Source organism: Bradyrhizobium manausense, assembly GCF_018131105.1.
GTDB classification, from domain to species: Bacteria; Pseudomonadota; Alphaproteobacteria; order Rhizobiales; family Xanthobacteraceae; genus Bradyrhizobium; species Bradyrhizobium manausense_B.
Window position 1 is genome coordinate 1,980,607 of sequence record NZ_JAFCJI010000001.1, and the last position, 19,472, is coordinate 2,000,078.

Below are 19,472 nucleotides of genomic sequence, written 5' to 3' on the forward strand. Positions count from 1 at the left end.
CCTGCATACACGCTTGGGTCGCATCGATTTTGATCAAGGAACAAATCTGGAACAAATGTCCGGCTGATGCTATATGTGGGGATAACCGAGGGTGCGGCGGGCCGATCGACCCTTGTAAGCGTATAGGGTCGGCCCAACAGGCGGCAGCGCGGGCGCGCCTTCGAAATTCAGTGGCATTTGGAGTGGAGAGCGGCGATGGCGGGAAGCGTCAACAAGGTCATTCTGGTTGGAAATCTCGGCAAGGATCCGGAAATCCGCCGCACCCAGGACGGGCGGCCGATCGCCAATCTGAGCATCGCGACGTCGGAGACCTGGCGCGACAAGAACAGCGGCGAGCGCAAGGAAAAGACCGAGTGGCATCGCGTCGTGATCTTCAACGAAGGGCTCTGCAAGGTCGCCGAGCAGTATCTGAAGAAGGGCGCCAAGGTTTACATCGAGGGCGCGCTTCAGACCCGCAAATGGACCGATCAGCAGGGTGCCGAGAAATACTCCACTGAAGTCGTGCTCCAGGGCTTCAACTCGACGCTGACGATGCTCGACGGCCGCGGCGGTGGCGGAGGAGGCGGCAGCTTCGGCGACGAGCCGGGCGGCGATTTCGGCTCGTCCGGTCCCGTCAGCAGCGCACCGCGCCGCCCCGTTGCCGCCGGCGGCGGTGGCCGCAGCAACGACATGGACGACGACATCCCGTTCTGAGGCGGAGGAGAGCTTCGCTCCGAACTTTGCCTGGCTCGCGTAATGCGGCAGGATTTCTTGCCAATCGACCGGGTGGCCTCGGGTTTTCCGGGCTGCCTCATGTATCGCCTCAAGCCTTTGACGGGGGCGCGATGTGAATTTTGGCCAGAGGTCGCGATGTGAGTCTCGCGCCGCTGCTTGATGCGGCTCCGGCGATCCCGCTGCACGCCTTTGCGGCGATGACGGCGTTTATGCTCGGCCTCGTCCAGTTCGCGGCCCCCAAAGGCACCCTGCCGCACCGCGCTGGTGATGCTCCCGCTCGCAGTCTGGCGGGCGCATACCCTTCGGATTGCCGATCACCGGCGCATCATGATCCTCATGTTTGCGGGCGCGCGGGTGGTGGCGTGTCTGTTCACGCTGGTGCCAGGACGGATCATGCACCGGGTGATTTTCGGTGGTTGAACGGCGGTCCCGGCCGGCTTGTTCGGCCTCGATTCAAAATGGTGCCGCGCAGGGCGTAAGTCTCTGGAAAAACAGTCGGAAAAAGCGCTTCCTGGAAGCCTCCAAGGGTGGTTATCAGGGACCCGATGCGCTATATGATTCCCAGATAAAATTTCACCGGATTCCCCCTTGGCTGACGACGACAACAAGCCCGGCGACCAGCCGGCGCAACCCTCGGACATTCGCCCCGTCTCCATCTTCGAGGAGATGAAGAAGTCGTATCTCGACTACGCCATGAGCGTGATCGTGGCGCGCGCATTGCCCGATGCCCGCGACGGCCTGAAGCCGGTGCATCGCCGCATCCTGTACTCGATGAACGAGCAGGGGCACACGCCCGACAAGAAGTACGTCAAATCCGCCCGCGTGGTCGGTGACGTCATCGGTAAGTATCACCCGCACGGCGACCAGTCGATTTACGACGCCATGGTCCGCATGGCGCAGGACTTTTCGATGCGCGTGCCGCTGATCGACGGCCAGGGCAATTTCGGTTCCGTCGACGGCGATCCCCCGGCCGCCTATCGTTACACCGAAGCGCGCCTGACGAAGGCGGCGCTCGCGCTGCTGGCTGATATCGACAAGGACACCGTCGACTTCCAGCCGAACTACGACAACAACGAGACTGAGCCGTCGGTTCTTCCGGCGAAGTTCCCGAACCTTCTCGTCAACGGCGCCGGCGGTATCGCGGTCGGCATGGCGACCAACATCCCGCCGCACAATCTCGGCGAGGTCATCGATGCCTGTGTCGCGCTGATCGACAACCCCGCGCTGACCATCGATGAGCTCATCAACATCGTGCCGGGACCAGATTTTCCGACCGGCGGCGTCATTCTCGGGCGCCAGGGCATCCGCTCCGCCTATCACCTCGGCCGCGGCTCGATCGTCATGCGCGGCAAGGTCGAGTTCGAGACCATCCGCAAGGATCGCGAGGCGATCATCGTCACGGAGATTCCTTACCAGGTGAACAAGGCGACGATGGTCGAGCGCATCGCCGAGCTGGTCAAGGAAAAGAAGATCGAGGGCATCGGCGACCTGCGCGATGAATCCGATCGCGACGGCTACCGCGTCGTCATCGAACTAAAACGCGACGCCGTGCCGGATGTGGTGCTGAACCAGCTCTACAGGTTCACGCCGCTGCAGACGAGCTTCGGCGTCAACATGGTGGCGCTCGACAGCGGCCGTCCGCGGATCATGCATCTGAAGGACCTGCTGGCGATCTTTGTCGACTTCCGTGAGCGGGTCGTCACGCGGCGCACCAAGTACCTGCTCGCCAAGGCGCGCGATCGAGCCCACATCCTGGTCGGTCTGGCGATCGCGGTCGCCAATATCGACGAGATGATCCGCGTCATCCGGACCTCGCCCGACCCGACCACCGCGCGTGACACCCTGATGTCGCGCGACTGGCCGGCCCGGGATGTCGAGGACATGCTGACGCTGATCGACGACCCGCGCCATCGCATCAGCGAGAACGGCACGATCCGGCTGTCGATGGAACAGGCGAGGGCCATCCTCGACCTGCGCCTGCAGCGCCTTACTGCACTGGGCCGCGACGAAATTCGCGAGGAGCTCGACAAGCTCGCCGGCGAGATCGCCGACTATCTCGACATCCTGCGCTCGCGCGAGCGCGTGCTGACCATCATCAAGACCGAGCTTGCGGAGGTGAAGGCCGAGTTCGCCACGCCGCGCAAGACGTTGATCATGGAGCAGGAGGGCGAAGTCGAGGACGAGGACCTGATCCAGCGCGAGGACATGGTCGTCACCGTTTCGCACGCCGGCTACGTCAAGCGCGTGCCGCTGTCGGCCTATCGTGCCCAGCGCCGCGGCGGCAAGGGCCGCGCCGGCATGCAGACCCGCGACGAGGATTTTGTTAGCCGCCTGTTCGTGGCCTCCACGCACACGCCGGTGCTGTTCTTCTCGTCCCGCGGCCAGGTCTACAAGGAGAAGGTCTGGCGGCTGCCGATGGCCGCGCCGAACGCACGCGGCAAGGCGCTGATCAATATCCTGCCGTTGGAGCAGGGCGAGCGCATCACCACCATCATGCCGCTGCCCGAGGACGAAACGACCTGGGGCAACCTTGACGTCATGTTCGCCACGACAGGCGGCAATGTCCGGCGCAACAAGCTGTCCGACTTCGTCGACGTTCGTCGCTCCGGCATCATCGCGATGAAGCTCGACGAGGGTGAAGCGATCGTCGACGTCCAGATCTGCACCGAGCGTGACGACGTGCTGCTCACCGGCGCCGGCGGCCAGTGCATCCGTTTCCCGGTCCCCGATGTCCGCGTGTTCACCGGGCGCACTTCGATGGGTGTGCGCGGCATTGCGCTTGGCGAGGGCGACAAGGTGATTTCGCTGGCGATCCTGCGTCATGTCGACACCACGTCGGATGAGCGTTCGGCCTACCTGAAGATGCGCCGTGCGGTCGCTGGCGAAGCTGCGACCGATGAGGCGCCGGCCGACGCCGAGGTCGAGGAGACCTCCGGCAGCTTCCAACTCCCGCAGGAGCGCTACGCCGAGATGTCGGCGGCCGAGCAGGTCGTGCTCACCGTCTCCGTCAACGGCTTCGGCAAGCGGACCTCCTCCTACGAGTACCGCACCACGGGCCGCGGCGGCAAAGGCATCGTTGCCATGAGCGTCAACAACCGCAACGGAAATCTGGTCGCGTCCTTCCCCGTGGAGGATGCCGACCAGATCATGCTGGTCACCGACAAGGGCCAGCTGATCCGCTGCCCGGTCGAAGGCATCCGCATCGCAGGCCGCTCGACGCAAGGTGTCATCGTGTTCGACACCGCCGAGGACGAGCACGTCGTCTCGGTCGAGCACATCACCGAAGAGGCCGAAAGCGGTAACGGCGCGAATGCGGAGACGAACGAAGAGTAACGCGAAGTCCCGCAGCCCGGATGAAGCGAAGCGAAATCCAGGCTACCGCACTGACACCTAGATCTCCAGCTCGGTGCCGAACTCCACGACCTGCTTGGTCGGCACGCCGAAGAACGCGGCGGAGCGTTCGGCGTTGCGCTGGAGGAAAGCGAACAGGCCTTCCCGCCAGACCCACATGCCCGGAATGTCCTCGCTCGGGATGATGGTCTCGCGGCCGACATAATAGGTGATGTCGGAGAGGTCGATGCCGGGCAGCTTGCCCTGGCGACAGGCCAGCGTCAGTCCTTCATAGATCGTCGGGTTCTGCATAAAGCCGTAATGCAGGATCACGCGGGTAATGCCGTCGATGATTTCGATGATTTCGGCGCGATCCTGGTCGGGGACGTGCGGCTGCTCCTCGATCAGCACGGTGACGAGGACGACGCGCTCGTGCAGGACGTGGTTGTGCTTGACGAACTGCGTCAGTGCCAGTGGCACGCCGTTCGGCGCAGACGCCAGGAAAACGGCTGTACCCGGCAGACGGGCGCTGCACTTGTTGACGGCGGTTTCGATCAGATCCTCTTCGGGCTGGCGCAGCTTGCCGCGTGCGGCCTCGACCAGCTTCACACCGCTGCGCCAGGTTAGCATCAGGAAGGCGACGAAGGCCGCAAGCAGCAGCGGAAACCAGCCGCCCTCGAACAGCTTGATCGAGTTGGCCGAGAAGAAGATGACGTCAATCACGAAGAAGAAGCCATTCACGGCGATCACGATCCATGGCGAATAGCCCCACTGGATTGCGACCAGGGCGGCGAGCAACGTGGTGATCGCCATCAGCAGCGACACCGCGATGCCATAGGCGCCGGCGAGCGCCTCCGATGTGCCGAAGCTCAAGACCGCGCCGAGCGTCGCGGCGGCGAGCAGCCAGTTCACCAGCGGCACATAGATCTGGCCGATCGCATCGCTCGTGGTGTGGCGGATCTGCATGCGCGGCAGGAAGCCGAGCTGGATCGATTGCTGGGTCAGTGAGAACACGCCGGAGATGATCGCCTGCGAGGCGATCACGGTCGCCACGGCCGAGAACGCGACCAGCGCGTAGTGCAGGCTGTCGGGGCAAAGCTGGAAGAACGGATTCTCGATCATGTCGGGATCAGTGATCAGCAGCGCTGCCTGACCGAAATAGTTCAACACCAGTGCCGGCAGGCAGATCGCGAACCACGCGAGCCGGATCGGCAGGCGCCCGAAATGTCCCATGTCGGCATACATCGCCTCGCCGCCGGTCACCGCGAGGAAGGCGGCGCCGAGGATCGCGAATGAGACGTGGAAGTCCTGGTGAATGAGGAAGTCGAAGGCATAGAGTGGGCTCAGCGCGGCCAGCACCGCCGGCGCCTTGATGATGCCGTGGATGCCGAGCGCGGCCAACACGAAGAACCAGGCCAGCATCACCGGTCCGAAGATGCGGCCGATGAAGCCGGTGCCCTGCTTCTGCATCATGAACAGGCCGATCAGGATGACGACGGTGATGGGCACCACCGCCGGCGTGAGCGAGGGCGCGTCGACCTTGAGCCCTTCGATCGCGCTGAGCACGGAGATCGCTGGCGTGATCGCGCCGTCGCCATAAAGCAGCGCCGCGCCGACGAGGCCAACGACAAGGAGATGCGCGCGCCAGGTGCCGGACCGCGCGTGGCGGGCGTGGAGCAACGCCAGCAGTGCGACGATGCCGCCTTCGCCGCGGTTATCCGCGCGCAGGATCAGCAGCGCGTATTTCAACGAGATGATGAGCAGCAACGCCCAGAGGATCAGCGAGGCAACGCCCAGGACAGCCTCGGGAGTCACGCTTCCGCCATGCGCGGCCGCCTTGGCCGCTTCCTTCAAGGCATAGAGGGGGCTGGTGCCGATATCGCCGTAGACCACCCCGAGGGCGCCCACGGTCATGGCAATCGGCAGCGGATCAGGATGATGATGGCCGGAAGCGACTGCGGGCGTACTGGACAACGGCGACCCCTCGCTGGGACCGCGCCGGACGGGCCATTCCGATCGGCGCGAGCATCACACAGTCTGCGACGGGCCGTCGCAAATTGCCATGGGGTTTATCGCGAGGATTATGACGCGGAGCTGACGGACCGCCTACGGCGTGCGGTCCGCCGTGACGAGCCGCGCGACGCGGATATCAGCCTTGGTGCCGGCGCGGCGCATGCAAGACGCCTCGAAGTTCGGCCAGGCTTGCTGCGAACAGTCCCTGCCAATGGCCTTGATGTCGAGCCGGTCGCCCTTGGCGAGCGGTTGCGGCACGCTGGCTTCGACGGTTGGAGCAAAACCGGGAAGGAGGGTGAGGGCTGCAGCAACACACGCAGCAACAGCGATCGCTGAAAGAGCCTTGATCATTGACAGTCCCCTGTGATGCGGCCGCCACGCCCAGTTTGCGGCCCGTCGTTCGTTGGGTGGATCAGTAACCATGGCCAGTTTCCGGATGTCTTCGCCGATGCCGGAAATGGTTTCGTTCGCGTCTCGTTTTGTTTCGTCGACGCCCTGAGGACGAAACAAACCGGGGTCTTCCGACAGGGATTGGCGGAAAAACCGGCAAGTAACTGACGGAGAAACCGACAGGGAACCTGTCCGGCTTGCCGGGCAGGGCTGGGCGCGGTAGGACGGGGACATGCCGCGCATTGCCTTCTACCCAGGTTCCTTCGACCCCATCACCAACGGCCATCTGGACGTGGTCCGGAGCAGCGTCCCGCTGTGTGACCGGCTGGTGGTCGCGGTCGGGATTCATCCGGGCAAGAAGCCTCTGTTCTCGACCGAGGAGCGGCTCAAGATGCTTCATGACGTTTGCGGGCCGGTGGCGGCCCAAGGCGGCTGTACGCTTGAGGCCGTCACCTATGACGATCTCGCGGTCACCGCGGCGCGAAAATACGGCGCGACCATCATGATTCGTGGCCTGCGCGACGGCACTGATCTTGACTACGAGATGCAGCTCGCCGGCATGAACGGTACCATGGCGCCCGAGGTGCAAACCGTCTTCCTGCCGGCCTCTCCGTTGGTTCGCCCGATTACCGGCACATTGGTGCGCCAGATCGCCGCCATGGGCGGCGACATCTCGGCCTTCGTGCCGCCGCTTGTTGCATCCCAGCTCAAGGCAAAATTCGCCTGAAAACGGCGCGCTTTTCCATCCCACCTGATCCGGAGTTTCCATGATCCGTCGTCTCGCAATTCTTGCCACGATGTTCGTCGCGCTCATTGGCGCCGTCCCGGCGATGGCGCAGCAGCTGCCGGCCAATCTCGACAAGGCCAATGCTCTGGTCATCGACACCACCAAGGGCCGCATCATCATCAAGCTCAGGACCGACCTTGCGCCGCAGCACGCCGAGCGCCTCAAGCAGCTCGCCCGCGAGGGCTTCTACAACAACGTGCCGTTCCACCGCGTGATGGACGGCTTCATGGCCCAGACAGGCGACGGCCAGAACGGCAACGGCACCGGCGGCTCGAAATATCCGAACCTCAAGCAGGAATTTTCCAAGGTTCACTTCGCCCGCGGCATCGTCGGCATGGCCCGTCGCGGGGACAGCGTTGATACCGCCAACTCGCAGTTCTTCATCATGTTCGCTGACGGCGGCAGCCTCGATGGCCAGTACACCGTGGTCGGCGAGGTCGTGCAGGGCATGGACGTCGTCGACAAGCTGAAGAAGGCCCCGGCCGGCTCGCCGGGCGGCACCGTCACCGATCCCGACAAGATGGTGAAGGTGCAGGTCGCCTCCGACATCAAGTAGCCAGGACGATGGCGCGCCGCGGCGACAGGCTCCTGTTCGCTGCCGCGGCGTTGCTGTTGAGCGTCACCAGCGCGGCCGCAGAGGGCGCGCAGGTCAACACCATCCAGGAGGTCTTCCAGCACTTGCGATCCTGCTGGAAGCCGCCACCGCCGGCCAAGGCTCGCCCGCTCGACATCACGGTCGTCGTGAGCTTTAACCGGTCCGGAAACATTCTGGGCCACCCGAGGATTACCTATGAATCCGCGGAGGCTTCCGACAATGACCGGCTGCAATACCGGATCGCGGTGATGGAGGCGTTGCAACGCTGCACGCCGATGCCATTTACCGATGCAATGGCCGGCGCCGCTGCGGGACGTCCATTCGCGATCCAGTTCCGTAACCGCAAAACGTCACCTGACAAGACTTCACCTCCAACGCAAGAGAGACGAGCATGAGCGCCACCGAAAACACATTGATCCTCGAGACCACGCAGGGCCCCGTGACCATCGAGATGCGTCCGGACCTCGCGCCCGGCCACGTCGCGCGCATCAAGGAGCTCGTTCGCGAAGGCTTCTACGACGGCATCGTGTTCCATCGCGTGATCGACGGCTTCATGGCGCAGACCGGCTGCCCGCACGGCACCGGCACCGGCGGCTCGGGCCAGAAGCTGAAGGCCGAGTTCAACAAGGAGCCGCATGTGCGCGGCACCACCTCGATGGCCCGTGCCGCGAGCCCGGATTCCGGCGACAGCCAGTTCTTCATCTGCTTCGACGACGCCCGCTTCCTCGACAACCAGTATACGGTGTGGGGCAAGGTCACCGAGGGCATGGAGAACGTCGACAAGATCAAGCGCGGCGAGCCGGTGCAGAACCCGGACAAGATCGTCAAGGCGCGGATGGCGGCCGACAAGCAGTAGGCTGCTCATTCCAGGGGCGCGCGTGGCGCGCTCCTGGTGGTAAGCTACGCATGCGCACCGATCTCTTCGATTTCGATCTGCCGCCCGAGCGCATTGCATTGCGCCCGGCGAGCCCGCGCGACGCCGCCAGGATGCTGGTCGTCGAGAACGGCGTGCTGCGCGACCAGACCATCGCCGATCTGCCCCACTGGCTGAAGGCGGGCGACCAACTCGTCGTCAACGACACCAAGGTGATCGCGGCGCAATTGAAAGGCCGCCGCATCGGCCGCGAGACCGAGCCGAAGATCGAGGCCACGCTGATCAAGCGCCTCGACGGCTCGCGCTGGCAGGCGCTGGTGAGGCCCGCGAAGAAGCTTGTCGCCGGTGATCGCATCCGCTTCGGCAATGAAGGCAAGGTCTGCCTGCTCGGTCACCTCGATGCCGAGGTCGAGGCCAAGGGAGAGGAGGGCGAGGTGACGCTGTCATTCTCGTTCCACGGCCCGACGCTGGACCAGGCCATCGAAGATCTCGGCAGCCCGCCGCTGCCGCCCTACATCGCCTCCAAGCGCACGCCTGACGATCAGGATCTCGCCGACTACCAGACCATGTTCGCGGCGAACGAAGGCGCGGTGGCGGCGCCCACCGCGGGCCTGCATTTCACGCCGGCGCTGGAGCAGGCGCTGAGCGCCCGCGGCGTCGGCATAAACCGCATCACGCTGCATGTCGGGGCGGGGACCTTCCTGCCGGTCAAGGTGGACGACACCGACGGCCACAGGATGCACGCCGAGTGGGGCACGATCTCGGCCGAGACGGCGGAGCAGCTCAACGCCGCACGCAAAAACGGCGGCCGCATCGTCGCCGTCGGGACCACGTCGTTGCGCCTGCTGGAGAGCGCAGCGGGCGAGGACGGCAAGATCCAGCCTTTTACAGCCGAGACTTCGATCTTCATCACCCCCGGCTATCGCTTCCGTGCGGTCGATATTCTGATGACGAACTTCCACCTGCCGAAGTCGACATTGTTCATGCTGGTGTCGGCCTTCGCCGGCCTGGACACGATGAAGCAGGCCTACGCGCACGCGATCGCGAATGAATACCGGTTTTATTCGTATGGCGATGCGTGTCTGTTGTTTCGGGCAGAGCCGCAGGGTGGGTTACGCCTTGGCTAACCCACCCTACGATTTCCCCTACGCCATCACCCGCTGAGGCAACAACTCCGCGATCTGAACCGCGTTGAGCGCAGCGCCCTTGAGCAACTGATCGGCTGCCACGAACATCGAGATCGAATGGCCGGAGGGGTCGCTGAGGTCCTTGCGGATGCGGCCGACCAGGACGTCGTCCTGACCCGAAGCGTCGATCGGCATCGGGAAGTAGTTCTTGACGCGATCGTCGACGACCTTCACGCCGGGCGCCTGCGCCATGATGGCGCGGACCTGGTCTTCGGTGATCGGCTTCTCGCATTCGAAGGTGATGGCCTCGCAATGCGCGCGCAACACCGGCACGCGGACGCAGGTGACGCCGATGGCGATCTTCTCGTCCTCGAAGATCTTGCGCGTTTCCTTGATGACCTTGGTCTCTTCGTCGTTGTAGCCGGTCTCGGGGTCGACGGCGGTGTTGTGGTTGAAGAGGTTGAAGGCGTAGGGGTGCGGCATCACCTTGGGCGTATAGACCTGCCCATTGAGATTGGCGCGAGTGGACTCGACGAGCTCCTCCATCGCGGCTGCGCCGGCGCCGCTTGCGGCCTGGTAGGTCGAGATGATGACGCGCTTGATGCGGTTCTTCTGATGGATCGGCCAGAGCGGCACCAGCGCGGTGATGGCGGCGCAGTTCGGGTTCGCGATGATGCCCTTGTGATCGCGGATGCGGTTGCCGTTGACCTCGGGGATCACAAGCGGAACGTTCGGATCCATGCGGAAGGCGGAGGAATTGTCGACCACGACAGCGCCGGCCTTGACCGCAATCGGGGCAAACTTCTTGGAGATGCCGCTGCCGGCCGAGAACAGCGCGATGTCGACGCCTTCGAAGGCGCGCTCGGTCAATTCCTCGATGACGACATTCTGGCCGCGAAATGACACCGTCTTGCCGGCGGAGCGGGCGCTGGCCAGCGCCTTGAGCTTGCCGACGCGAAAGCCGCGCTTGTCCATGGTGGCGATGAATTCGGCGCCCACCGCACCGGTGACGCCGACAATCGCGACGACGGGATCGTTACTCACTATGTCCTCCATTGAGATCGATTGAGACAACAAAAAAGCCCCGGACCATCTTGGGCGGGGCTTCGGTAGAGCTTGATGCGTTTAGTCGACGACTATGCGCGCACGCCTCCCCGGGCCCCGAAGGCCGTGGTGGTTTTGGTCGTGCGTTTGGTGGTCGTGAACATGGTGGCGACTTATGCGGGAGAGTCCTGCGCCCGTCAATGGTCTTTGGGAGGGACCGTGGCTCTCGTTACTTGCCCCGAACGCCCGGCGGCTCGAGGAGGACCTCCTTGAGGTCGTCGCCGCTGATGACGACAATCGCAAAATTGAGCCGGCCGCCGTCGCGCACCAGCCCGCCGCTGATGGCCTTGCCGGATGCAGCCTTCTCGGCGACGCGCACGGCGTCGGCGAGGCGATGCCTGATGCTGCCGAGGACGGCGAGATTGCTGCGATCGTCGTGGTCGAGCTCGGTGAGGGGCAGGGCGGCTTCACCGCCCATGACCTCGCCCGTCGCGGCGTTGATGGTGTAGCGCCAGATGCGGTCGTTGTGCAGGGTCTTGACCCGGTACACCGGTACGCCCGAGCCGCCGTCGAAGCTGATATCCGCCGTGGTGGCGCCGGCATGCCGGGCCTCCGCAATCGCCATGGCCTGGCTGATCGAGATCGACGAGCTGCGGAAGCGCTCGATCTCGCGGCTGACGGCCTGGCGGTCCGCCGCGGCGTCACCATCTGTCTCATTGTGAAGGGCGGTGGGTGTCGCGCCTGCCGAGACGGTCGCACGGGCCGGTGTTGCGATGAGCAGCCCCGACAGGGCGATCGCAAGCAACCCGTACACCCCTGGTCTTGTCGCGCTCATGGTCCAAACCTTCGGCCGGCGGATCTTAGGTAGCAAGTCTGCCGGATGTTCGTAAAGAAATCGCGGCCGACCTTGGGCATCGGCCGGCCGCGGAGCGTCACCACGGGCTGTACCCGTTGCTCCGATCTTAAGCGATCCGGTCCTCTTTTGGGGCTCGTGAAAAAAAGTGGCCCGCACCGCTCTATAAACAAAACCATACCGTATCGTTTTATTTCGGTCAACGAAGAGGCCATCGCCCGCAGGGGACAAATCGCCGGTCTCACGGAATTGTCAGCGGGAAGTGCGGCGCCGTTGGGCGGCTTTGGCCGTGTCTCTTGAAGGTTCCCTCACGCGGTCGGCGGGTCCGAGCGCGCCGGCCAGGAACAGCTTGATCGCTGCGCGCATCCGCTTTTCGGCGGCCTTCAGCTCCATCGGCGTGCCGAACGTCGCCATGCGGTGGGTGTGGCCGACGACGACGTCGAGAAACACTTCGGCTGCGATCGTGGTGTCGTCGACGGCGAGCGCACCTTGCGCCACCAGATGGTCAAAGAAGCGCGCGGTGGTCGCCACGGCCTTTAGCCAGCCTTCCTCCTTGCCGAGCTTGGCGACGTCAGGGAAATTGATGGCCTGCGATGTCATCATCCTGCTGAAGGCGACCGCATCGGGTCCACAGGTAAAATTGAGCATCTCGCGTCCGATCTCGATCAGCCGCTGTTCGACCGAGATGTCGGACGAACTGCCGAGCTGCGTCTCGGCAGCGGCCGACAGCGGCGCGAGCCAGCGCGAGATCTCGCGCCTCAGCACGGCGGCGAACAGGCCGCGCTTGTCGCCGTAACGGGAGTAGACGGTCGGCTTGCTGACGCGGGCCGCTTCCGCGACCGCGTCAAGCGAGGTGGCATCAAATCCGCGATCGAGGAACAGGCGGGTGGCGACCTCGATCAGCCGCTGATCACGCTCGATCGCAGCACTCTTCGTCGGCCGGCCGCCGCGCGATTTCGACGCCTCGCGCCGAGGTGCTGCCGTTCTTGCCTTGGTCGCAGCCAATGCCATGCCCAACGATGTGCCCAATGATTCCTGCGCGTTCTGCCAGTGTGCATTGCTGTATAACGCGCAGCAACGGGGGCGTCATCGCGAATCTGGCCGAACTGGCCGTATCGTCAACGGTCTGCGACCGAGGCCGTTCCGCCGCACGGAGATCACGGCATCCGCGAGGTCCAGGCCCGTCCGCCTGCCGCTTTCTCATATCCGTATTGGTACAGCGCCCGCATATAGGCGGTGTCGAAGCCTTCGGATGGCGGTGCCGGATAATCGCGCTCGATGTAGGAGAGATGAAATCCGAGGTGGTTGCGCTGGGCGAATTCATAGGTCGAGAAGATGATCGCGCGTGTCTGCGATTGCGTGATCGAGGACAGGCTGCGTGAGGCGACATCGATCGTGCTGTTGGCGACGAGCTCGAAGTTGCGCTCGATCTTCTTGTTGACGAGGATGTAGATGTCCATCTTCTCGTTGCCGGGCAGGCGCCCCTGGAACAGCAGCGCTTCGGGCAGCGTCAGTACCGGCGCGGTCACGCCGCCGTCGACATGCATCTCCTGAAACCTGTGACCCTGGCCTTCGGCCTCGATCAGGATCGGAGGAAACACCAGCGGGATGCTGGCGGAGGCCGCCATCACGTCGCGAAACAGTTTGAGCGCCTCGGGTGTGCCGACCGCGGCAATCTTGCCCATGTCCCAGATCGCAGTGCGCTGGGTGTCGAGATCAGTGGTAACTACCAGCAGGCGGCGGCCTTTGGCGTTCTCGCGCGCGACCTGCGCCATGATCTCCGGCCCGACATAACGCGCCACCAACTCGCGCAGCCGCGTATTGCCGAACAGGCCGGAGCCGAACAGCACGCGCATGATGCTGGGGTCGTTCAGCAGGCTCTCGGCGATGCCGCTGGTATAGAGCTCCCGCAGCGTGTCGTCATATTGGGATCCGAGGAATGCAAACGGCGCGATCAGGCCGCCGGTGCTCACGCCTGATACGACGGAGAACGTCGGGCGGTTGCGCGCCGCGGTCCAGCCGTTCAGCACGCCGACGCCATAGGCGCCATCTGCACCGCCGCCCGAGAGTGCCAGGTAGGTCCGGCTCCCGGTCGCCTTGTCCTGCTCGAAGCTGAACTTCGTGACGGTGTCGTCGGCGTAGCGCCTGAGGCCGTCGATATCGAGCACGCGAGAGGCACTGGCATCGGCCGCCGTGTAGGGCGTGCGGGGGAGCGAGCTGCAGGCGGCGAGCGCCAGGATGCACGCAAGTGCCAGCGACCGGGTCAGGCGGGCGACTGTCCGCTTTGTCCAGCCACCCGAGGGGGCGGACGCGTCGGTCGAAGATGTGGGGAGAGGCATTGGTTGGTGGCTGACGATCACGCTTTGACTGCCGCCGGCAATTTGCCCGCGGCATCTCGTCCAGCCCCGCTACTAAACTATACTGTATCGTTTTGTTCATCAAGCGGCCGGCGACATCACGTCCCCGTCAACGCTATCCCGGTCTGGGGCATCGTGCGGGTTGATCGGGCTCGCCCGACACGCAATAAGCACCGCCATGACTCTACCCAATCATTTCGAACTGCTCGCCACCGACGGCTCCGCGCGCACCGGTCGCCTGACCACGCCGCATGGCCTGGTGCGGACGCCTGCCTTCATGCCCGTTGGCACCGCCGGCGCCATGAAGGGCATGCACTGGCGCGAGGTGCGCGATGCCGGCGCCGACATCGTGCTCGGCAACACCTATCATCTGATGCTGCGGCCCGGCGCCGAGCGGATCAGCGCTTTGGGCGGCTTGCAGCGGTTCACCGGCTGGAATGGACCGATGCTGACGGATTCCGGCGGCTTCCAGGTGATGTCGCTATCGGACCTGCGCAAGATCAGCGAGCACGCCGTCACCTTCCGCTCGCATATCGACGGCGCCAAAATCGAGCTTTCGCCGGAACGCTCGATCGAGGTGCAGCGGCTGCTCGGTTCCGACATCGCGATGCAGATGGACGAATGCGTGCGGCTGCCGGCCGAGCGCGACGACATCGACCGCGCGATGCGCCTGTCGCTGCGATGGGCTGAACGCTCAAAGCGGGCCTTCGAGAGCGCGCCCGATGGCTACATGCTGTTCGGCATCGTGCAGGGCGGCGACATCCCGCAGCTGCGCCATGCGAGCGCGCAGGGCCTCGTCGAGATCGGCTTCCACGGCTATGCGATCGGCGGTCTGGCCGTCGGCGAGCCGCAGGCCGTGATGCTGGCGATGATCGACGAGACCGCGCCGGCGCTGCCGGCTGATCGGCCGCGTTATCTGATGGGTGTCGGCACGCCCGACGACATTCTCGAGGCGGTGAAGCGCGGCGTCGACATGTTCGACTGCGTGATGCCGACCCGCAATGGTCGCCATGGCGTCGCCTTCACCCGTTTAGGCCAGGTCAACTTGCGCAACGCACGCCACGCCGACGATCCGCGCCCGCTGGATGAGGAGAGTTCATGGCCGTCGGCGCGCAATTATGCGCGCGCCTATCTGCACCATCTCGTCAAGGCCGGTGAGACGCTGGGAGCGATGCTGCTGTCCGAAATCAATATCGCTTACTACCAGTTCCTGATGCAGGGCATCAGGGACGCGATCGCACACGGAACGTTCGACGAGTTCTATCAGCGCACGCGCGAGGACTGGGCGAGGGGCGATATCGCCCCGCGCTAGTTGCAGACGAGCCGCTGCTTGACGGCGTGCTTGGTGACGAAGCCGTAGCCGCAGGTGTCGCAGGTCCAGAGATAGCTGATCACGTGATCCGAGACGTAGGCGGAGGCTTCAGCGGCGACCATGGAGTCGGCGCACACAGGACAGGTGGGCAATTCGCTGCAACGCGGATCGCGCTTCGGCACTACGGTCGACAACACTTCAGCGACTGCTGACATCGTGGTGACCTCCCTGCTTCGAGACCTAAGTCTAACATAAGCAGAATCAGTTGACGAGGTCGCAACACGAATGCGTTGATTTTCCGTAATTGCTTCCGCTTCGATGGCGTCTTGCCATTGGTTCCGATGCTATCGCAACGCAATGTGTGCGTTGCGATAGCGAAGATGACGTTGCGGTGATGACATGGTGTTGGTGTCGTGTCAGGCCGCTTAGGGCGCCTGGATCTGGACCGGTTTTCCAACCTCGGTCATGGAGCCGGGCGCGATCACGAGATAGCGACGCGAGTCCGGCGTGTCGCTCTGCACAATCTGACGGATCGGACCGAGCGCGTTCACGATCGCCGATCCCGCCGGGTTGGTCATGAAGCCTGCCAGAGGTTCGAGCTCGCCGCTGCCGTCGGCATGCGTGGCGAGCGCCAACACGTAAGCGTGTTTCGGCTCCAGACCTGTGGCTGCGGCCTGCAACACCTGCGAAAGGCCCTGGTCGAACAGGCTGACGCTGGTCAGCGCCTTCGGGTGCTCGGAGGCTTGACCGACTGAGGCCATGGTGAAGTGCGCGACCTGGCCGGCAATACCGAGCTGCTGCAAATTCGTCGTTTCGGGACGGGTCGTATCGTCCATCACGCTCATGGCGCCATTGCCGGACTCGCGCGCAACAGGCACCGCATCGGGCACATAGGCGACGGCCTGAGGTGCCTGGCCGATCGGGATGTTAGCAATCACGCGGTTCGTGAGCGTGTCGATCGCAGCGAGCTGGTCATCATTCTCCAGCCCGACATAGACCCGCGAGCCATCGCCCGACGGCCAGATGCCGTGGGGTAGCCTGCCGACCTCGATGGTCGCGACCTTGGTGAAGTCGTCGGTGCGGTAGACCTGGATCTCGTTCAGGCCGCCGACGGTGATGTAGGCGAACTGTCCGTTCGCGTTACGGACGATGTTGACGTGGTTGGTGATCGGGCCCGTATCCAGCGTCTTGATCAGGTTGAAGGGAGGCCGGGCGTCGAAGACCTGCGTCTTGCCGATATCCTTCAACGTGAACCAGACCTGCGTGCCATCTGGCGTGGCTGCGAGATCAGGACAGAACGGGCTTGCCTGCGCGACCTTGCCGACGATGGAATGATCGGCGACCGAGATGACGGTGACCTCCGGATTGAACGACGAGCAGACATAGCCGTATTTGCCGTCGGGCGAGAAGATCTGCATCCCCGGTCCGTTCGCCAGCACGATCCGCGCTTTCTCCGCGTAGCTGACGGGATCGAGCACGGCGACGTAGTTCTCGCCGCGCACGGTGACCCAGACTTCCCTGCCGTCGGGCGTGAAGAAGGCTTCATGCGGAGAGCGGCCGACATAGGTCGTGTGCTTGACCATGTTGGTCGCGGTGTCGATGAAGGTGACGGAGTTGGATCCGATCGAGACCACGGCCAGCGTGCGGTGATCGGGTGAAAATCCCATGCCGTGCACGAGCAGCTGTCCGCGGTAGAGCGGACTGAGATTCGCCGGCGAGGGCGCGCCCAGCCTGATGACGCCGAGCAGCTTGTTGTCGACGGGATCGGTGACCGAGACCGTGTTGGAGAACTGCTCGGCCGCATAGACTCGATCGTGGTGGCTGACGGGAATGTCCGCTGCGGCCGACGACCCCGGCGCTTGTCCGCTCCAGGCCGGCATCGACGAAAAGCCCGACAGGCACAGCAACGTTGTGAACGCGAGAATTCGCTTCATGACTATTTTTCCCGTTGTTTGCGAACCAGTGCCGCTGTGGTTGTCGGCGGCGGTTGATCAAGCGCAAGCCGCATGACGGCGATCTCCTGCTGCTGATCGACAATGATTTCCTGGGCGATGCGCCGCAGGGATTCGTTCCGGCCGTAACGCAATTCGGACTGCGCCATCGCGATGGCGGCGCGGTGGTGCGGGATCATCATGGCGGAGAAATCCCGATCGACATCGCCCGATGGCGCGATGTCCATGTCGCTCATCATGCGATGCATCGCGGTCTGGTTCTCAGCCATGAACGGCGCTTCATCGCCGCACAGCTCGGACATCATCATCTGCGATGCCATATGCACGGGTTGGCTGCCGAACCTGGCGCCGCCCGCGTATGCGACGACGGACAGCGGCAGGGCGACCGCGAGGGTCTTCCACATAGGTTGTTCCTCAGGTGATCATTTCGCGATCTGGTCGAGCTTCCAGAGCAGGGTGAGATTCCAGAGCGGGTCGTAGCGCGGCGCTGCGAGCAGTCGGAACTTCATTGCAGTCATTTTGGAGAAGGAATTCATCGTGACTTGTCTCGAAGCAGAAGACATCAGCAGGTGCGGCGCATATTGCCTGCGGGGTCGTTGAGAGACACCTGAAAACGTCTGCAAGCGATTGAGTATCCGTGCGAATGTGAAATTGAGGTGGGTTGATGGAAGTCGTTCGCGCGTGTTGCTATTGTGATTGCGCCGACGTTGACGGTCGTGCGATCCAGACGCACGAGGAACGTCGCGAATCGTCGTAAAGGGAGTTGATCATGGACGCATCGTCCAAAACGGGCGCAGGACACCAACCCGGCCGCGGCCGCATCTATGACTCGATCGTGGAGGCTTTTGGCGACACGCCGGTCGTGCGCTTGCGTCGGCTGCCGGGCATGCATGGCGTCAATGCGACCATTCTCGCCAAGCTTGAATATTTCAATCCGGCCGCGAGCGTGAAGGATCGCATCGGCGCGGCCATGATCATCGCCATGGAGAAGGCGGGCATCATCAAGCCCGACACCGTGCTGATCGAACCGACTTCCGGCAACACCGGCATCGCGCTCGCCTACGTTGCGGCGTCGCGTGGTTACCGTTTGAAGCTGGTGATGCCCGAATCGATGTCGGTCGAGCGGCGCAAGATGCTCGCCTTCCTCGGCGCCGAGCTGGTGCTGACGCCGGCCGCCCAGGGCATGAAAGGCGCGATCGCCGCGGCCGAAGAGCTCCTGAAGACGACGCCGAATTCGGTGATGCCGCAGCAGTTCAAGAACCTCGCCAATCCCGAGGTGCATCGTCGCACCACGGCGGAGGAGATCTGGAACGATACATCAGGCAACATCGACTTCTTCGTCGCCGGCGTCGGCACGGGCGGGACCATCACCGGTGTCGGTCAGGTGCTGAAGCCGCGCAAGGCCTCCTTACGCGTGGTGGCGGTGGAGCCCGAAGAGAGCCCGGTGCTGTCGGGCGGCCAGCATACGCCGCACAAGATCCAGGGTCTCGGCGCGGGCTTCGTGCCCGACATTCTCGATCGTTCGGTGATCGACGAGATCGTCAAGATCAACTCGACCACTGCAATCGAGATGTCGCGGGCGCTGGCGCGGCATGAGGGCATCCCGGGCGGGATCTCCTCGGGGGCGGCGATCGCCGCAGCGCTCGAAATCGGCAGGCGGCCGGAAGCTGCGGGAAAAACCATCCTGGCTATAGTGCCGTCCTTCTCCGAGCGTTATCTTTCGACAGTGTTGTTTGAGGGAATCTAGGCATGGCGGATCAACCACCGAGGCGGCCGCGGACATTGGGCGATGCGCGCACCGAAGCAGAGGCCGCATTCAAGAAGGTGACGGCAAAGGTCGCTGCGCCGCTCCCGAAGCAGAACGTGGCGCCTGGCATCAAGGAACAGGTCACGCTGCGAATTGATCAGGATGTGCTGGAGTTCTTCCAGCAGGGTGGTCCCGGTTGGCAGGACCGCATCAACGAGGCACTGCGCAAGGCTGCGGGGAAGTAAGCGCCTGCGGGGTCAGTACCTCCGCATGAGACGCATCTCCATCTCAGTCATTGCGAGGCGCTCTTTGCGACGAAGCAATCCAGACTATTGCCGCGGAAAGTCTCTGATTGCTTCGCTGCGCTCGCAATGTCG

At 63.9% G+C, this 19,472-nt stretch carries 19 protein-coding genes and 1 pseudogene; 11 read left to right on the top strand and 9 right to left on the bottom strand.

All coding sequences use genetic code 11. The features are described from left to right. Positions 1–195: 195 nt before the first annotated feature. From JQ631_RS09265 to gyrA, 3 genes and pseudogenes are all read left to right on the top strand, one after another. Entirely contained in the window at positions 196–693 is a 498-nt protein-coding gene (locus tag JQ631_RS09265; RefSeq protein ID WP_212325647.1) for a single-stranded DNA-binding protein, read from the top strand. Positions 694–851: 158 nt separating this feature from the next. Continuing rightward, positions 852–1,134 (top strand): annotated as a pseudogene (locus JQ631_RS32285) (DUF2306 domain-containing protein). A gap of 168 nt (positions 1,135–1,302) precedes the next feature. Then, a complete protein-coding gene (gyrA, locus tag JQ631_RS09270) occupies positions 1,303–4,047 on the top strand; it encodes a DNA gyrase subunit A (protein WP_212325649.1) in 2,745 nt (914 codons plus the stop codon). 57 nt (positions 4,048–4,104) lie between these two features. On the opposite strand, the gene JQ631_RS09275 is transcribed toward gyrA, so the two are convergent. Together JQ631_RS09275 and JQ631_RS09280 are read right to left on the bottom strand one after the other, a co-directional pair. Further along, positions 4,105–5,958, bottom strand: coding sequence for a potassium transporter Kup (locus JQ631_RS09275; RefSeq protein WP_212328546.1), 1,854 nt, complete (start codon positions 5,956–5,958; stop codon positions 4,105–4,107). A 192-nt stretch (positions 5,959–6,150) separates the two neighbouring features. Then, entirely contained in the window at positions 6,151–6,408 is a 258-nt protein-coding gene (locus tag JQ631_RS09280) for a hypothetical protein (RefSeq protein WP_212328547.1), read from the bottom strand. Positions 6,409–6,679: 271 nt separating this feature from the next. Between JQ631_RS09280 and coaD the strand changes: the two genes are divergently transcribed. From coaD to queA, 5 genes are read left to right on the top strand one after another with little or no spacing between them, the layout of a single operon-like run. Next, the gene (coaD, locus tag JQ631_RS09285) at positions 6,680–7,174 is read left to right on the top strand and encodes a pantetheine-phosphate adenylyltransferase (protein WP_212325651.1); all 495 of its coding nucleotides are present in this window, start codon (positions 6,680–6,682) and stop codon (positions 7,172–7,174) included. A gap of 40 nt (positions 7,175–7,214) precedes the next feature. Further along, positions 7,215–7,790 carry a peptidylprolyl isomerase gene (locus JQ631_RS09290; protein WP_212325653.1) on the top strand — a complete coding sequence of 192 codons (576 nt, stop codon included), beginning with the start codon at positions 7,215–7,217 and terminating at the stop codon, positions 7,788–7,790. An 8-nt stretch (positions 7,791–7,798) separates the two neighbouring features. Beyond that, positions 7,799–8,224 carry a UCP034077 family protein gene (locus JQ631_RS09295; RefSeq protein ID WP_212325655.1) on the top strand — a complete coding sequence of 142 codons (426 nt, stop codon included), beginning with the start codon at positions 7,799–7,801 and terminating at the stop codon, positions 8,222–8,224. After that, a complete protein-coding gene (locus tag JQ631_RS09300) occupies positions 8,221–8,685 on the top strand; it encodes a peptidylprolyl isomerase (RefSeq protein ID WP_212325657.1) in 465 nt (154 codons plus the stop codon). Before JQ631_RS09295 ends, JQ631_RS09300 begins: the two co-directional genes overlap by 4 nt. A gap of 50 nt (positions 8,686–8,735) precedes the next feature. Continuing rightward, positions 8,736–9,830, top strand: a complete 1,095-nt coding sequence (queA, locus tag JQ631_RS09305) for a tRNA preQ1(34) S-adenosylmethionine ribosyltransferase-isomerase QueA (protein ID WP_212325659.1) — start codon at positions 8,736–8,738, stop codon at positions 9,828–9,830. Positions 9,831–9,848: 18 nt separating this feature from the next. On the opposite strand, the gene JQ631_RS09310 is transcribed toward queA, so the two are convergent. From JQ631_RS09310 to JQ631_RS09325, 4 genes are all read right to left on the bottom strand, one after another. After that, positions 9,849–10,886 carry an aspartate-semialdehyde dehydrogenase gene (locus tag JQ631_RS09310; RefSeq protein ID WP_212325661.1) on the bottom strand — a complete coding sequence of 346 codons (1,038 nt, stop codon included), beginning with the start codon at positions 10,884–10,886 and terminating at the stop codon, positions 9,849–9,851. A 217-nt stretch (positions 10,887–11,103) separates the two neighbouring features. Beyond that, positions 11,104–11,709 (bottom strand): PepSY domain-containing protein, encoded by a 606-nt coding sequence (locus JQ631_RS09315; RefSeq protein WP_212325663.1) that lies wholly within the window; start codon positions 11,707–11,709, stop codon positions 11,104–11,106. A gap of 270 nt (positions 11,710–11,979) precedes the next feature. Beyond that, the gene (locus tag JQ631_RS09320; RefSeq protein WP_212328548.1) at positions 11,980–12,738 is read right to left on the bottom strand and encodes a TetR/AcrR family transcriptional regulator; all 759 of its coding nucleotides are present in this window, start codon (positions 12,736–12,738) and stop codon (positions 11,980–11,982) included. Between the two features lie 146 nt (positions 12,739–12,884). Beyond that, positions 12,885–14,066, bottom strand: coding sequence for a patatin-like phospholipase family protein (locus tag JQ631_RS09325; RefSeq protein WP_212325665.1), 1,182 nt, complete (start codon positions 14,064–14,066; stop codon positions 12,885–12,887). A gap of 196 nt (positions 14,067–14,262) precedes the next feature. On the opposite strand from JQ631_RS09325, the gene tgt reads away from it, so the two are divergent. Then, positions 14,263–15,396, top strand: a complete 1,134-nt coding sequence (gene tgt, locus JQ631_RS09330; RefSeq protein WP_212325667.1) for a tRNA guanosine(34) transglycosylase Tgt — start codon at positions 14,263–14,265, stop codon at positions 15,394–15,396. On the opposite strand, the gene JQ631_RS09335 is transcribed toward tgt, so the two are convergent. From JQ631_RS09335 to JQ631_RS09345, 3 genes are all read right to left on the bottom strand, one after another. Next, complete coding sequence (locus JQ631_RS09335; protein WP_212325669.1) at positions 15,393–15,611, bottom strand: hypothetical protein; 219 nt, start codon at positions 15,609–15,611, stop codon at positions 15,393–15,395. The two genes, tgt and JQ631_RS09335, sit on opposite strands and share 4 nt — an antisense overlap. Positions 15,612–15,821: 210 nt before the next feature. After that, a complete protein-coding gene (locus tag JQ631_RS09340; protein ID WP_212325671.1) occupies positions 15,822–17,330 on the bottom strand; it encodes a YncE family protein in 1,509 nt (502 codons plus the stop codon). A gap of 2 nt (positions 17,331–17,332) precedes the next feature. Beyond that, a complete protein-coding gene (locus JQ631_RS09345) occupies positions 17,333–17,752 on the bottom strand; it encodes a DUF305 domain-containing protein (RefSeq protein ID WP_212325672.1) in 420 nt (139 codons plus the stop codon). Positions 17,753–18,117: 365 nt separating this feature from the next. Here JQ631_RS09345 and cysK point away from each other — a divergent pair, with 365 nt between their 5' ends. Beyond that, positions 18,118–19,095: a cysteine synthase A gene (cysK, locus tag JQ631_RS09350; protein ID WP_212325673.1), complete on the top strand. Its 978-nt coding sequence runs from the start codon at positions 18,118–18,120 to the stop codon at positions 19,093–19,095. 2 nt (positions 19,096–19,097) lie between these two features. After that, positions 19,098–19,340 carry a BrnA antitoxin family protein gene (locus tag JQ631_RS09355; RefSeq protein ID WP_212325674.1) on the top strand — a complete coding sequence of 81 codons (243 nt, stop codon included), beginning with the start codon at positions 19,098–19,100 and terminating at the stop codon, positions 19,338–19,340. Positions 19,341–19,472 lie beyond the last annotated feature (132 nt).

Bases quoted from the DNA above. Each gene is read 5' to 3' on its own strand.
- JQ631_RS09265 (WP_212325647.1), top strand. From the start codon at position 196: ATGGCGGGAAGCGTCAACAAGGTCATTCTGGTTGGAAATCTCGGCAAG.
- JQ631_RS09275 (WP_212328546.1), bottom strand. From the start codon at position 5,958: ATGACCGTGGGCGCCCTCGGGGTGGTCTACGGCGATATCGGCACCAGC.
- JQ631_RS09280 (WP_212328547.1), bottom strand. From the start codon at position 6,408: ATGATCAAGGCTCTTTCAGCGATCGCTGTTGCTGCGTGTGTTGCTGCA.
- coaD (WP_212325651.1), top strand. From the start codon at position 6,680: ATGCCGCGCATTGCCTTCTACCCAGGTTCCTTCGACCCCATCACCAAC.
- JQ631_RS09290 (WP_212325653.1), top strand. From the start codon at position 7,215: ATGATCCGTCGTCTCGCAATTCTTGCCACGATGTTCGTCGCGCTCATT.
- JQ631_RS09295 (WP_212325655.1), top strand. From the start codon at position 7,799: ATGGCGCGCCGCGGCGACAGGCTCCTGTTCGCTGCCGCGGCGTTGCTG.
- JQ631_RS09300 (WP_212325657.1), top strand. From the start codon at position 8,221: ATGAGCGCCACCGAAAACACATTGATCCTCGAGACCACGCAGGGCCCC.
- queA (WP_212325659.1), top strand. From the start codon at position 8,736: ATGCGCACCGATCTCTTCGATTTCGATCTGCCGCCCGAGCGCATTGCA.
- JQ631_RS09310 (WP_212325661.1), bottom strand. From the start codon at position 10,886: ATGGAGGACATAGTGAGTAACGATCCCGTCGTCGCGATTGTCGGCGTC.
- JQ631_RS09315 (WP_212325663.1), bottom strand. From the start codon at position 11,709: ATGAGCGCGACAAGACCAGGGGTGTACGGGTTGCTTGCGATCGCCCTG.
- JQ631_RS09320 (WP_212328548.1), bottom strand. From the start codon at position 12,738: ATGGCATTGGCTGCGACCAAGGCAAGAACGGCAGCACCTCGGCGCGAG.
- JQ631_RS09325 (WP_212325665.1), bottom strand. From the start codon at position 14,066: ATGCCTCTCCCCACATCTTCGACCGACGCGTCCGCCCCCTCGGGTGGC.
- tgt (WP_212325667.1), top strand. From the start codon at position 14,263: ATGACTCTACCCAATCATTTCGAACTGCTCGCCACCGACGGCTCCGCG.
- JQ631_RS09335 (WP_212325669.1), bottom strand. From the start codon at position 15,611: ATGTCAGCAGTCGCTGAAGTGTTGTCGACCGTAGTGCCGAAGCGCGAT.
- JQ631_RS09340 (WP_212325671.1), bottom strand. From the start codon at position 17,330: ATGAAGCGAATTCTCGCGTTCACAACGTTGCTGTGCCTGTCGGGCTTT.
- JQ631_RS09345 (WP_212325672.1), bottom strand. From the start codon at position 17,752: ATGTGGAAGACCCTCGCGGTCGCCCTGCCGCTGTCCGTCGTCGCATAC.
- cysK (WP_212325673.1), top strand. From the start codon at position 18,118: ATGGACGCATCGTCCAAAACGGGCGCAGGACACCAACCCGGCCGCGGC.
- JQ631_RS09355 (WP_212325674.1), top strand. From the start codon at position 19,098: ATGGCGGATCAACCACCGAGGCGGCCGCGGACATTGGGCGATGCGCGC.